At 39.8% G+C, this 14,051-nt stretch carries 14 protein-coding genes and 2 pseudogenes; all 16 read right to left on the bottom strand.

The features are described from left to right. Positions 1 to 22 precede the first annotated feature (22 nt). Positions 23 to 436 carry a hypothetical protein gene (locus tag D8847_RS01940; protein ID WP_125840433.1) on the bottom strand — a complete coding sequence of 138 codons (414 nt, stop codon included), beginning with the start codon at positions 434 to 436 and terminating at the stop codon, positions 23 to 25. Positions 437 to 516: 80 nt separating this feature from the next. After that, positions 517 to 873 (bottom strand): annotated as a pseudogene (locus D8847_RS01935) (triacylglycerol lipase); the annotation flags it as partial. Positions 874 to 1,004: 131 nt separating this feature from the next. Further along, a complete protein-coding gene (locus D8847_RS01930) occupies positions 1,005 to 1,403 on the bottom strand; it encodes a hypothetical protein (protein ID WP_125840431.1) in 399 nt (132 codons plus the stop codon). Between the two features lie 32 nt (positions 1,404 to 1,435). After that, a complete protein-coding gene (locus tag D8847_RS10745) occupies positions 1,436 to 1,732 on the bottom strand; it encodes a hypothetical protein (RefSeq protein WP_260467755.1) in 297 nt (98 codons plus the stop codon). Beyond that, positions 1,732 to 2,124: a hypothetical protein gene (locus D8847_RS01920; protein WP_125840430.1), complete on the bottom strand. Its 393-nt coding sequence runs from the start codon at positions 2,122 to 2,124 to the stop codon at positions 1,732 to 1,734. The genes D8847_RS10745 and D8847_RS01920 overlap by 1 nt, the downstream gene beginning before the upstream one ends. 78 nt (positions 2,125 to 2,202) lie before the next feature. Continuing rightward, positions 2,203 to 2,669: pseudogene (locus tag D8847_RS01915) on the bottom strand (triacylglycerol lipase); the annotation flags it as partial. Next, complete coding sequence (locus tag D8847_RS01910; protein ID WP_125840429.1) at positions 2,666 to 3,061, bottom strand: hypothetical protein; 396 nt, start codon at positions 3,059 to 3,061, stop codon at positions 2,666 to 2,668. The pseudogene D8847_RS01915 and the gene D8847_RS01910, both read right to left, overlap by 4 nt. A gap of 481 nt (positions 3,062 to 3,542) precedes the next feature. Then, on the bottom strand, positions 3,543 to 3,941 hold the full coding sequence (locus tag D8847_RS01900; protein WP_125840428.1) for a hypothetical protein: 399 nt from the start codon (positions 3,939 to 3,941) through the stop codon (positions 3,543 to 3,545). 298 nt (positions 3,942 to 4,239) lie between these two features. Beyond that, positions 4,240 to 4,764, bottom strand: coding sequence for a hypothetical protein (locus D8847_RS01895; protein ID WP_125840427.1), 525 nt, complete (start codon positions 4,762 to 4,764; stop codon positions 4,240 to 4,242). Between the two features lie 151 nt (positions 4,765 to 4,915). Next, on the bottom strand, positions 4,916 to 5,761 hold the full coding sequence (locus tag D8847_RS01890; RefSeq protein ID WP_125840426.1) for a metallophosphoesterase family protein: 846 nt from the start codon (positions 5,759 to 5,761) through the stop codon (positions 4,916 to 4,918). Next, positions 5,758 to 6,363 (bottom strand): hypothetical protein, encoded by a 606-nt coding sequence (locus D8847_RS01885; RefSeq protein ID WP_125840425.1) that lies wholly within the window; start codon positions 6,361 to 6,363, stop codon positions 5,758 to 5,760. Before D8847_RS01885 ends, D8847_RS01890 begins: the two co-directional genes overlap by 4 nt. A 24-nt stretch (positions 6,364 to 6,387) precedes the next feature. Next, positions 6,388 to 8,211, bottom strand: a complete 1,824-nt coding sequence (uvrC, locus tag D8847_RS01880) for an excinuclease ABC subunit UvrC (RefSeq protein ID WP_033605966.1) — start codon at positions 8,209 to 8,211, stop codon at positions 6,388 to 6,390. A 101-nt stretch (positions 8,212 to 8,312) separates the two neighbouring features. Continuing rightward, the gene (locus D8847_RS01875; RefSeq protein ID WP_125840424.1) at positions 8,313 to 9,014 is read right to left on the bottom strand and encodes a M57 family metalloprotease; all 702 of its coding nucleotides are present in this window, start codon (positions 9,012 to 9,014) and stop codon (positions 8,313 to 8,315) included. Positions 9,015 to 9,118: 104 nt separating this feature from the next. Then, the gene (locus D8847_RS01870) at positions 9,119 to 9,898 is read right to left on the bottom strand and encodes an alpha/beta hydrolase (RefSeq protein ID WP_125840423.1); all 780 of its coding nucleotides are present in this window, start codon (positions 9,896 to 9,898) and stop codon (positions 9,119 to 9,121) included. A gap of 68 nt (positions 9,899 to 9,966) precedes the next feature. After that, positions 9,967 to 11,628, bottom strand: a complete 1,662-nt coding sequence (locus tag D8847_RS01865; protein ID WP_000065596.1) for a ribonuclease J — start codon at positions 11,626 to 11,628, stop codon at positions 9,967 to 9,969. A 172-nt stretch (positions 11,629 to 11,800) separates the two neighbouring features. Then, entirely contained in the window at positions 11,801 to 14,023 is a 2,223-nt protein-coding gene (gene recJ / locus D8847_RS01860) for a single-stranded-DNA-specific exonuclease RecJ (RefSeq protein WP_185757901.1), read from the bottom strand. Between the last annotated feature and the right edge of the window lie 28 nt (positions 14,024 to 14,051).

The raw sequence follows: 14,051 nt of genomic DNA, 5'->3' as shown, positions 1-14,051 counted from the left end.
CTGCTCATCAGTTATTCCCATATCATTCTCCTATGTATTTCACTTTTATAAAGTTAAGTATCTCTTCAGTTTCATCAAGTGGTTGTCCTCTTTTTAATTCTTTAAAATTTTCAATAGGACTTAAACCAATATTATTTAGATTTGAATTTAGTTCTTCAATACGTGATACCGATAGACCCGTTTTAATCTTGTCGTTTATAATAAATATTAAATGATATGTACCTGTTTTTATATCTTTCTTTAATTCTAAAAACTCAATACTATCAATATCATAATTTTTTACTATCCCCTTAACAACATTATCCTGTTGCGTTTTTGTCAAAGTTAATTTATTCTCAAAAATTTTACCATTTGGATGATTCAAACTAAACATTACAATCCCTCCTATAATACAGATTACTAAAGCAATAATACCCCATTTTTTACGCTTATTCATTAACATGCCTCCTTATATTATTCTATAAAGCAACTTGGTCTCAATTACCTTATAGTATAACATAAACAGCTATTTTACTGAACATTCGCATAACCTCGCTTTAAAGCAACATACATAGCCAGAGACTCTCCAAGTGAATGCCCCGCAGTTGTAATTTTAGCAGAGGGATAAGTTTTTTCGATTTCTTCTGCAAAACTCAGAGCCGTTTGAAATTGAGATTTTCTAAATGTCTTTGTTTTCGAATCTGACAACATCCGTCTATCACCCAATCCTATTGATTGGATATCTGTTTGGATGTCAAGCCGATCGTCTTTATTCGTCCCTGCATAAGCAATCACTACATGGCTATCATCCACATTCCCATTTTTATCCACAGGAGCAACCGCCATTGCCTGCATACCATTGGAGGTGTTGTCTTTGGTTTTGAGAACTTGGAATTGGCCTAATTTAGGATTTTTATTGCTATAATAATAAACTTCATTTTCTTTTGGAGAATTTTCCGAACGCAAATTATCAACCCAGTAGACTTGATCCACTAAATATCTATATTCTTGCTCAGCTACCATTATTATTCCTCCAAATATTTTATATTTAACTTGGTAATATTAACGCTAATTATTGAAAGTTCTTTTTCTCTCCTTATACTTTCAAAGTGAGAAATTGGTGATAATCCTATTTCACTAGAAGAATCATTAAAGTCTCTCATATCATCAAAAATAATAGTTGTTCGCATATTTTCACTTCCATTGAGTTCTATAGTTAACAACAATGAACCTGTATTACTATCTTTCTTGAATTGCTTAAAAGTAATTTGTTCAAACTCATAATATCTACTAATTCTTTTCACCACATTATCTTGCTGCACTTTGGTTAAAGTCGGTTTATTATCAAACATTTTACATCCTCCTAAAAGTAATATTGTTATAACTAATAAAAATAGTTTAACTATCAATTTTTTAGCTTTCATAGAATGCCTCCTTACGTTATCCTGTAAAATAATTATCCTATAATTGCCTTATAGTATAGCATAAATAACTTTTTCTTTTCATTCCCCACAACATTGCCTATCACATCATATTTATGCCTATGGTCCACCTGACCTGTTACTTTATTAATTGGCACAACTTCCATCGCCTGCATACCGTTGGAGGTGTTGTCTTCGGTTTTGAGAACGCGGAAGGTTTGTCCATTTGATTTAAAAATCTTATCGTCTCTCCAAGGTCGTTTTACTTTTCCTGCATCAACATTATAAACTCCATCGACAATATCATTATAATTTTTATCTGTTATTTTCATCACTTGTTCCAATATTTCACTTTAATATTATCTGTTGTTTGTTGATTAGTAATTTCATTTTTTTCTTGTAAATTTAATCTTTTATTCCAACTAATTACATAATTGTCAGTTTTATCATTAAATTTAAAGAAAGTAATTTCCATTTTAAGTTCTTTATTTACAGTTAATAACGCAGTTCTTGAACCTGTTGTAGCATTATTTTCTATATCATTAAATTCTATTCCATTAATTCCCTCATAATGATTAACTAAATACAATACCATCCTATCCTGTTCGATCCTCATTTTCTCTTCCAATGTCTTTTCTTTTTGGTGATTCAAACTAAACATTACGATTCCTCCTATAATACAGATTACTAAAGCAATAATACCCCATTTTTTACGCTTATTCATTAACACACCTCCTTATATTATCCTGTAAAGTAACTAGCCCAATTACCTTATAGTATAATATAAATAGCTGTTTTAACTAACATTAGCATAACCTCGCTTCAAAGCGACATACATAGCCAGAGACTCTCCAAGCGAATGCCCGTAGTCGTAATTTTAGCAGAGGGATAAGTTTTTTCGATTTCTTCCGCAAAACTCAGAGCCGTTTGAAATTGAGATTTTCTAAATGTCTTTGTTTCCGAATCCGACAACATCCGTCTATCACCAAATCCTATTGATTGGATATCTGTTTGGATGTCAAGTCGATCATCTTTATTCGTCCCGGCATAAGCAATCACTACATGGCTATCATCCACATTTCCATTTTTATCCACAGGAGCAACCGCCATCGCCTGCATACCGTTGGAGGTGTTATCTATAGGATTAGAGATTACTTTAAACCGATCGTTCCCAACTAAATCATCCTTACTATAAGGCCTATTCACCTTTAGAGCATCCACTTTATAAACATCATCAGCAATATATCTATAATCTTTTTCAGTTATCATTTTAATTTACTATATCTTACATCTATGTCCAAGTCTGATTTACTATCAATCTGTTTTCTCTTCTCTAAAACCTCACCTGAATTTCTAGATGTTAGTTGGGACATGCTAATCTCACCACCTAGATTCCATAATGTGAATCTAACATAGTACTTATCATTAACAAGCGCATCACCACTCCATGTTCCTGTTATATTATCTTTAGAGAAAGATTCGAATTCTACCATGCGAACTCCTTCGTAATGATTGACTAAGTATAACGCCATCCTATCCTGTTCAATTCTCATTTTCTCTTCCAACGTTTTTTCTTTTTGGTGATTTAAACTAAACATTACAATCCCTCCTATAATACAGATTACTAAAGTGATGATACTCATTTTGATTCGTTTTTTCATAGTAACTCCTTGTCTACGTCATTCTTTTTAAAGAAAGGTAAGATGAAGTTTTTATAAAATCCCAATGTAGCTACTGATAAAAACAAACAATCAACCACAATAATTGCAATAGATAACCACGGTGATAATGGAATTTTATATCCTGCTGTATCAGTAATCCTCTCCAAATGAAAGTTTCCAAGAACCAAATAAAGATAATAACTGTTCAATAAACTTGCCACATAACCAATCAAAACCAGGGATTTCAAGTTTGTAAATATCCAGATACCTAATAAGGGAAGGATTATTATCAACAAGGGAAGACCTCAGAAAATAAATGTCAAAAAAAGGAACGTTGGACCATTCCACAACCAGAGACAATAAAGAAGACATAGGTAAGAAATGATATAGACTATTCCTAATATATTATTGCTTATTTTAACCATAATTTCCCCTCAATCCATTTCCGTTTATTATATCATATCTCATCTCTATACTACTATTAGATTAGATAACTAATTTTTATATTATCAATTGTCTTTGTATAGGGAATATCCGCCTCGTCAACATACATGTCTTCTAAATAATATCCAGATGTCCGTATAACATCCCCAAAAGCATCCTCTGATAGGGATATTGTCGCCCCTCCATTAATTACAAGTGTTATTCGCCAGGTTCCTGTTGTTTCATTTTTTCTGAATTCTATGAATTCTATAGTTTCAATCGGATTCTGTGTTTTTAATTTTACTCTATTAACCACAAATAGTGCCATCCTATCCTGTTCGATTCTCATTTTCTCTTCCAATGTCTTTTCTTTTTGTTGATTCAAACTAAACATTACAACTCCTCCTATAATACAGATTACTAAAGCAATAATACCCCATTTTTTATGCTTATTCATTAACACACCTCCTTATATCATTCTATAAAGCAACTTGGTCTTAATTACCTTATATTATAGAACCAATAGCCGTTCTGGTCTCGTGCACTGAATTCAAGATTAGCATGGTTCAATCGCGATTTTATTTTCTAATTCTACTGCTTCCAGTCTACCATGTTTTAAAAGAGCTTGCAGAGATTTTTCATAGAGTTAGTACTTCTTTCAAACTCTCTGCTATTAATTTGAAGCTATTTAAGTAGGTATCGTTTTGGATTTAAACAAATCAAAAAGCAGGTGATAACTCACCTACTTTCTCATATTATTGACCAGATGTGTATGGAGCAACTGCTTTATAAGCTGCTTCCAGCGCTTTCTTCATTGTGTCACGTCCAGTTTTTAACTGTTGAACAAATAGAGTACGCGTTTGTTCTGGCACTACTGTATCATCAGAACCAATACTTGAAAGGCTTTCGTTAAACGACTCTCTTACAGTCTCCATAGACTTAAGTGCGGGTTCAACTTGGGTGTTATATGCCTCTTTTCCACTCTCTGGAATTTTTTCTCCAATTTCAACTGCATGCTTTTTATAATTGTCAACTAGTTTACTAAAGACTTTCTTCACATCTCCAACAGTTTTAGCATTGTCAATTTCTTCATCGGTGATCAAAACAACCTCATTATTTTCTGTCTTTGAACTAGACGTTGTTGATGAGGTCTCTGAAGAAGAAGTTTGCTCTACAGAACTTGAATTTTTAGTCGAAGAATCAGACGTTGTTTTCCCTGAACATGCTGCTAAAACAACAACAGATAAAAGAGCCATACTGGCTGCAATAATTTTCTTCATAATGTTCCCCTTTTTATTAAGAATTAAGTCCATTCTATAACAAAATAATTTTAATGTCAAACTTTAGCTAAGGCATCTTTTCTTCCTCATCGTCTGACTCTTTTCTAAGCGATTCGACTACAAACCTCACTTCCAATTAAGGGCGTCCATTTTATTTCTCACTTTGCAAGAAATCAAAATAATTCTTTACCTCCTCTACATACCCATGCTTTTCGATTAAACTAGCCAAAAGTTCCAAATTGTGCCCCTGATAGTTGTCTTCTCGTCGTAGCTCTTCATACATTTCGATAAAGGGAAGCCCCTTAGATTTGGCCAATTCTAACTCCGCTTCATAATCATAAGAAACTTTTCGACATAGAATATTGACCAATTCCCCATCTTCCACTTCTATCACGGCATACTGGGCACGGTGATTTTTTAATGCCTCCCAATTAAAATAGGGCATGCCAATCGACCCTGGATTGATGATTTGTTGCCCTTGACTGCCATAACGAAGCAACTGCTTGTGGACATGACCATAGACTGCCACGTCCGTTTCCGCATCTAGCAGTTGGTCAAATTTATCTGTATCATTCCCAACCAGTAGGTCCCCACCATAGTTTTTTTCAGGTAAATTATGAGAGAGAGAAAAGCGCAGTCCGTCAACTTCTTTCTTTTCCAGCATAGGTAAGTTTCGTAGCCAGACAATCGTTGCAGGATCCATTCGCTCCATCAAAAACTGGGTCATGCGCATTGACTGGATTTCTTTCGGATCTTCCAAACCATATTCGCCATCCAAGGCCTCAAGGACACGATCATCCCAATTGCCTCGAACACTGGCTGTGATAGGAAGGTCCTTTAGCAGGGCGACTAAGTCATTTGCGCCTGGACCAGGGAGGAAAATGTCTCCCAGAAGCCAATATTCACTGGCTCCTTGAGTTTTAGCATCTGCAATCACCGCTTCTAGTGCAGTCACATTGCCATGAATATCTGATAAAATTGCGATTTTATGGTTCATGATGGTTTTCCTTTTTCTATTTCATCTAGCCAATTGTGAAACTCCCAACGAAGAGGAGCTTCCTTGCCTATTCTTTGCCTCAAATGTTCTTGATATTGAAGATAGAAAGCGTAATCTCCCCAACTACTCCACACTTGAGAAGGTTTTGGGATACACAACTGTTTGTTCGCCCTCTCTAACACGATGTTATCTATCGGTACGTGTAAAAAAGGAAAAACGGAGTCTAGGGTTACAGCTTCAAGCATATACAGATACTTGAACGTCATATTAATCCACTTTTGAGCATGACCATAAGTGAATCGAATCCCATTTGAACGATAGCATTCTATAATACTATCACAAGTCCTATGATGCCAACTATCAAAATCAGTTTGACACAGCTTGTCCCGATTCAAGAGATTTAAAATCGCTTCTTTGATACATTTAGAGGCCCGATTTCTCATCTCCAAGCGCTGTTCATCTGGCATGCCATGAAATCGCAAGGTTCGATTAAAATCCAGATAGGCTCGAGTAGTTGCAGCTAAAAATAAATCTTTTGAATTCCCAAAGTAAGCAAATCGTAAAAAAAGGAGTATATCTCTGTCAATCTCAATCCTATTCATTTCTTCTACTTTCTATCTAGATACTTATTCCAATTCTTTTAATGGTTCTGCCACTTGAGCCAATTCCACTTCTTCCTGAGGGTTCAACTTTCTCTGCACAGCTTCTGCGACTACCCTCGGCACACCAACTTCGACAATTTCATCCACACTGGCTTCCTTGATTTTAGTGAGAGACTTGAAATGCTTCATGAGATTCTGCTTACGTTTAGGTCCCAATCCTTCAATTCCATCCAGCTGTGAAGAAAAAGAATTTTTGGAGCGCAATTGACGGTGAAAGGTAATGGCAAAGCGGTGTACCTCATCTTGGATGCGTTGGAGGAGGAAAAATTCCTGAGAATTGCGAGACAACTCCACCACTTCCAGTGGATCTCCAAAGAGCAGTTCATGGGTTTGGTGCTTGTCATTCTTTTGCAGGCCTGCAATTGGGATATCCAAACCTAGCTCTTCTTGGATGACTTGCTTTGCGATATTGACCTGACCTTGTCCCCCATCAATGACAATCAAATCTGGCGGGGTTAAACCTTCTCGTTGTACTCGACCATAACGTCTGCGAATAACCTCACGCATACTAGCATAGTCATCTGGACCGACAACCGTTTTTATCTTGTACTTTCGGTAGTCTTTTTTACTTGGTTTACCGTTGACAAAGACCACCATAGCTGAAACAGGACTGGTCCCCATGATGTTGGAGTTGTCAAAAGACTCAATGCGAACCGGAGTTGGTATTTGAAGCAAGCGTCCTAGATTTTCAATAGCTCCTTGTGTCTTTTCGACTGATTTTTCTAGCAGATTGAACTTCTGCTCCAGACTGACACGGGCATTTTTGATGGCTAGATTGACCAGTTGTTTTTTCTCTCCACGTTGGGGTTTGAGAATCTTGGTATCCACCAAGGCCTTAACCGCTTCTTCATCAATATCCTGCGGAATCAGTACCTCATTGGGAACCAGGTGGGATTTTTCTTGATAGAATTGTCCCACATAGGTCAAAAAATCCTCATCCGGATCATTGTAGTAAGGGAAGAGGTTGACGTCGCGCTCGATGAGCTTGCCTTGACGAACAAAGAAAACCTGTACACACATCCAGCCCTTGTCGACATAGTAGCCAAAGACATCACGGTTTTGCAAATCTTTCGCCATGACCCGTTGCTTGGTCCGAAGTGTTCCAATAGCCTGAATCAGGTCACGGTATTCCGCCGCACGTTCAAACTCCATACTTTGAGCTGCCTTTGCCATCTTCCCCTTGAGGTCATCAATGATTTTATCATCCTGCCCTTTTAGGAAATCAGAAACCTCCTGAGCCATGGATTTGAAATAAGCCTCATCCTTTTTACAGATGGTGTGGGCCATACATTGGCCGATATGGTAATAAAAACAGACTTTAGACGGCGGATTGGTACATTTCCGAAAAGGGAAAATCCGATCCAGCAACCGCTTAATTTCATTGGCTGCCCCTACATCTGGATAAGGGCCAAAGTAGAGTCCTCCGTCCTTCTTGACCTGACGGGTGATAATCAAGCGAGGATAGCGCTCATTGGTGATTTTGATGAAGGGATAGGACTTATCATCCTTGAGCATGATATTGTACTTGGGCTTGTTTTCCTTGATCAGGTTGATTTCTAGGAGAAGCGCCTCAATATTAGACTCAGTGACAATAAATTCAAAATCCACAATCTCAGATACCAGAGCTTCCGTCTTGGTATCATGACTACCACGGAAATAGGACCGCACGCGATTGCGCAGATTTTTAGCCTTTCCTACATAGATAATAGTACCATTTTTATCCTTGTGAATGTAGCAACCAGGGCTGGTTGGTAAGAGCTCTAGTTTTGATTTGATCAAGTTGTTCATAGTTCCATTATAGCAAAAAGGCCGTAACAGGACGAACAAAAAGCCCCACCGATCACTTGATGGAGGAGCTTTGATTTTATTTTAGATTGTACCAACTTCAGCTAGTCGCTACTGGTATAGAGTTCTTGAACAGCTTTCACATCTCGAGGCTGAATTCCATAGTAGGAACCTGCTGGCTGCATGACAGAAGTCTCATTGGTGTGATCCAATCCGATGGCATGTCCCAGCTCGTGCTCCGCCGTGTGCACGATCCGTTCATAAGAATATCCATAGTTTGGATTGGATAGATAATAGTGATTCAGGCGAACCGTTACAGATATAAATTGATTGGTCAACAGATTGGTTTGACTCTCAGCTTGACCTGCTACAGCGGTCGATCCATCATTCATCTCACTTGCCACAATATCTGCCTGGTTAGGATCCGCAACCACCTCAAAGGTAAAGGCTCCCGTTTGATTCCAGTTTTTTATAGCTTCTGCATAGGCACTTTGGAAGGTCTCATCCATTTGAGGCTCAATATAGATGCGAGCCGAGGCCTGAGTCCACTTGCCTTCTGCATGTTGGTGACTGTCTGTCTGAGACAAGACTTCCAGCGTTCCCGTCTCCTTCCATTGATTCCAGCCACCTTGACCAATCTTACTCATTTTTTCAACCTGATTGACCGCAGAATGAAAATCACCTGTCAGATACCAAAGCACTCCAAAAGCAATGAGAAGTAGAATGACCACAGTCCAAACCAGACGCCAGAAGAAACGCCAAATTCCCAACAGAAATCGGAACAATAATCGAATAATCCAGAACATGACGCCCCACCTTTCATAAAAATAAGAACCTATCTTGAAATCACATTCTCCTTGATTAAGATAGATTCTCTATTTTACTGAAGAAAGCTGAAAGAAATCTAAAACTAAGATAAGCGTTCTTCCAAGACAAAGTCAATTGGTAGAGTAGCCAAAAAACGTTCCAATTGTTTTTCCCAGTAGTACCACTCGTGCTTACCTGGACTATGACTATAGGTTACTTCAAAACCAAGCTTTTTGAGGTTTTTCACTGCGAGATTATTGGCAGAGTAGAGATAGTCTTGCTCCCCACACCAAGCCCATAGTTTGGTCTTTTGATCGGACTTTGCAGCCATGCTTTCAAGCGAATGAGGACTAGCTGTCCAGTCTTTGATCTCTCCAAAAACTCCTCTCCAGTAGGCAAGAGAGCCCAAATCCTGACTTTCAGGAGAAAAATCCTGAAAGCTGAGTGCACCAGAAAAACTAGCCGCATGAGAAAAACGATCGGTTGCGAGAGCCAGCTTGAAGGAGCCATAGCCACCCATGGAGAGACCTGCTATGAAGTTTTTTTCTCGCTTGCTGGTCATATTGGGGAAGAAACGTTTCATGACTTGGGGGAGTTCTTCTGCTAGAGCAGTATAGTAGTTATAGCCATACTGAGTATCTGTGTACCAGCCATTATTTGTATTGGGCATGATAACAATGAGATTGGTTCCACGCAACAAGCGTTCGACATTGGTACGCTTGAGCCAGCTATTTTGATTTCCTGACATTCCGTGCAAAAGGTAAAGAACAGGAATATCTGTGCAATCTGGTTCAGTCACTCGACTAGCATCTGGATAGAGTACGGTAACACCCCACTCCATATCCAAAACTTCTGAGTAATACTCAATATTCATAACTGCCATGGTTGTCTCCTTTTACTATTCTATAAGAAAAAGCCGAATATCGACTTTTTCCGTAGGTATTCTGCTTATTATTTAGCTTCCATCACGACTGGCAAGATTGCTGGGCGACGCTTGGTTTGATCAAAGAGGTACTTGGTCAAATTGTCACGAACTTTGCCTTTGAGATCTGCCCAGTCAAAGTCATCACCTTGAAGATACTCTTCTACCGTTTGGTTAATCAATTCTGAACTTTCACGGAGAATGTCGCGACTTTTCTTAAGGTAGATAAATCCACGCGTATGAACACGAGCCTTAGCCACAATCTTCTTCTCACGACGGTTAACAGTGATGGCCACGATAAAGATTCCATCCTCTGACAAGACCTTACGGTCGCGAAGAACGACATTCCCAACATCACCAATGGCATTTCCATCAATCATGACATCGCCTGCAGAAACTGCTCCAGCTGGGACGAAGTCTCCATGTTCATAGGACATGATCGTTCCCTTTTTAGGGATGAAAATGCGCTCTGGCAACATTCCAACTGCCATGGCAGCCTTGGCATGCGCATCCAACTCACGGTACTCCCCTTGGACAGGGAAAAGATATTTCGGTTGCAAAAGATTGATCATCAACTGCAAATCACGCGCATTTCCGTGTCCTGATACTCGCAAACTCTGAGTAATGAGTTTTACTACACCACCAGCTTGGTAAATCATATTTTCAACGCGAGCCACAACTGCTTCTTTGGCGGTGGATGGAGTTGTTACAATATAAACCAAGTCTCCATCCTTGATTTCTACATAACGGTGGCGCCCAACAGACATCTTGCGAAGCCCATTGATGGGTTCACCCATACGACCTGTCTCTAGGATAATCAACTCATGGTCTTCAAAACGAGACATTTCTTTTGGTTTGATCAAGAGACTTTCATTAGCTAGAGATAATTTTTTGAGACGAATCGCTGTACGGACGATATTTTCAACATCAAATCCAGTCAAAACGACTCGGCGGCCAGTCTCCGCAGCTGCATCAAAAACCTGCTGGATACGAGAAAGGTTGCTGGCAACCGCTGCAACGATGATACGGCCGTCCCAGTCAGCGATGGTTTGGGTAATTTCATCCCCAACTTCACTCTCGCTCGCCACCTGGATATTGCTGTCTGCATTCGCAGAATCACTGAGAAGTGCCAAGACACCGTCACGGCCGATTTCGGCTAAACGCGCAAAATCCGTCGCATAGGATTCACTAGCCGTCTGGTCAAATTTGAAGTCGCCTGTGTAAACAATGTTCCCTTTTGGTGTTTTTAACACAACTCCCAGACTTTCTGGGATAGAGTGAGTCGTACGGAAGAAGGAAACAACCGTTCCCCCAAAGTCAATCTCCGTGTTTTCATCAATGATATGGAAGTCATTGAATTTCTTAACCGTATCATTTCCTTTGACAAAGAGTTTCGCCAACTCAATGGTCAACTCAGAACCAAACACAGGCACCTTAGCCTCTGCCAAGAGATAAGGCAGGGCACCAATGGCATCCGCATGCCCGTGAGTCAAGAAGACCCCTGCGATACGGTCGCTATTTTCAAAAAGGTAGTCCATGTTTGGAATGACGACATCAACCCCTAGTTGTTCATTTTCAGGGTATTTAAGCCCTGCATCCAAAACAAAGATAGATTCATCAATTTCAGCGATGTACATATTTTTCCCATTTTCTCGTACACCACCTAGTGTTGTTAAACTGATATTACTCATTTTCCCTCCGAAACTTAATTATCTTGATTATAGGGTAGGTTTACCCTCTTATTCTAAAAGTTCTAAAACTTTCAGCCGAATCTTTCCCTACCATTATACCATTTTTTTGATGATTTTCAAAACGAAGATTTGTTTTCAAAAAAGAGCTGGTTACCCAACTCTTTCCTAACTTCTATTCTTTTTCCATCAAAAAGTCATACATTTCTTGCACGGTACCCAGCGCCATCATTTCTTGGTCTTTAACGGTCTGTTTGAGATTTTGGTAAATCTGACTTTCAGCAATTTCCCTTTTCGGCGCTTCTTTATTGACTGTCATAACGCCATCTTTGATCGTCACAAAGTCCAGCTCTTCAAATACTTGGATCATCTTGACCAGCAAGATTTGTTGAATATTGAGATAAGCCGCCAAATCCTTTAGTTTGTAGCGAATATCAAACTCTGGGAACTGGTAAATGGTCTTGTACAATTTTGCAAACTGTTCTCTAGTTCCATAACCTGTTAGATAGTAAGCCTTGTCAATGTCATTTTTGAAATAGACAGCTGAGAAATCCTGTTCCTGAAAAATGGTCTTCAGCAAGGTAATATCCTCAGGAATAGTTTTCACAACAACCGCTTCACTATTCGCCAAATCCGGCAATTCTCCAGAGAAATCCAAAACTGGAACCCCTTCTGGCAAGACTGCATTCTTCCCACGAATGTTAAAGAGTTGAACACCCTCCACACGCGCATCCACCATCATCAACTGGAGGGCAGTTTGGCCATTCCATTGATTGACAGACAAGGTGACTGCCAACTCTAGGTTTTTTGTTTGAGCAAACTCTGTCGCCCATCTACCTTGTCCAAAGGCCACCACTTCAAAACTCGCCTCACCCTTGGAGATCTTTAGTTTGAGGTGGGCATTGCCTGCTCCCATGGTACGAGCACTTTCGACATGAAAATCCTTGATATAAAAGACAGGTTTCTGATTATCCATCCCAAAGGGTGCCAAGCGTTCAAAGCTTTTAACCGTTTCCAAGCTAAGAGTCTCCAAATCCAACTCTTCATCTAGATTTAACTTGTTCTTGCCACTAGCATCTGCACCTTTTTCACGGACATAGTCTTCTAAAACCTGAGATAAATCTGAAAGTTTCTCAACTTCCAGCGTCATCCCAGCTGCACCAGCATGGCCGCCAAAGGCGATAAAGAGGTCTCGATGGGGATCCAGAGCTTCAAAAATATCGACCGCTTCCACACTACGAGCACTACCCTTGGCGCGACCTTCTTCTATATTAAGAACGATGACTGTCTGCCCTAGTTCTTCCAACAAACGACCAGCAACGATACCCAGAACGCCAGGATTCCAGCCTTCCTTGGCCAAAACCTGGACCTTCTTTTCAGGATCCACCATGGTCTTAGCTTCTTCATAGATAGACTGGACGACTTCCTTACGTTCTTCGTTTTTCTGATGAATCATGAGGGCAATCTCATGCGCTTCCTCGTCGTCAAACCCAGTCAACAAATCAATGGCAGGATTGGGATCGTCCAAGCGGCCTAAGGCATTTAAACGAGGGGCAATCTGGAATCCAACCGTTTCTTCTGTCACTTCGTTCGCAGCAATCCCAGCCATATCCAGCATTTCTTGTAGGCCAATACGCTGAGTATGCCCCAACATTTCCAGACCATATTGAACCAAGATACGGTTTTCATCTGTCAAGCTCACCATATCTGCAATGGTACCGATAGCGACCAAATCAAGCAATTCCACTTGCACTTCTTCTAAAAGGGCACAAGCCAGCTTGAAAGCCACTCCACAACCAGCTAGATATTTGAAAGGATAGTCCACATCTGGATGCTCAGGGTGAACAATCGCATAGGCATCGGGAAGGGTTTCCGGCATAGAATGGTGGTCAGTCACAATGACATCCACTCCCATAGACTGGGCCAATTCAATGGCTTCGTGACCTGCAACCCCATTATCCACTGTCACAATCAAGGAAATTCCCTCTTGCTCGATAAAGTATTTATAGACACTGGCATTGGGACCATAGCCATCGGTAAAACGATTGGGTAGGTAAACACGACACTCGGCACCAAGTTGTTCCAAACTTTCCTTCACAATCGAAGCTGAAGTCATGCCATCCGCATCGTAGTCTCCATAGATGAGAATGTTTTCCCCTTCTTCAATGGCCTGACGAATCCGTTCCACTGCCTTATCCATATCATGGAGTAGATAAGGGTCATGCAAGTCCTCTAAAGAAGGTTCTAAAAACTTCTTCAGACTTTCTTCATCCTGAATCCCTCTTTCAAATAATAACCGAGCCACCTCAGGACCCAGTCCAGCCTTCTTGGCTATCTTTGTAAAATTCGCATCTTCAACCTGCGGGGCAAACTGCCATTCATAAGTAGGAGTTATCAAAAAAACATCCACTCTTTCTAAGAATTCT

Origin of the sequence: Streptococcus mitis (assembly GCF_003942795.1) — a bacterium.
Lineage (GTDB): Bacteria > Bacillota > Bacilli > Lactobacillales > Streptococcaceae > Streptococcus > Streptococcus mitis_BJ.
The sequence above is the reverse complement of the archived record's forward strand: the minus strand, read 5'-3'. Positions and strand labels throughout refer to the sequence as shown.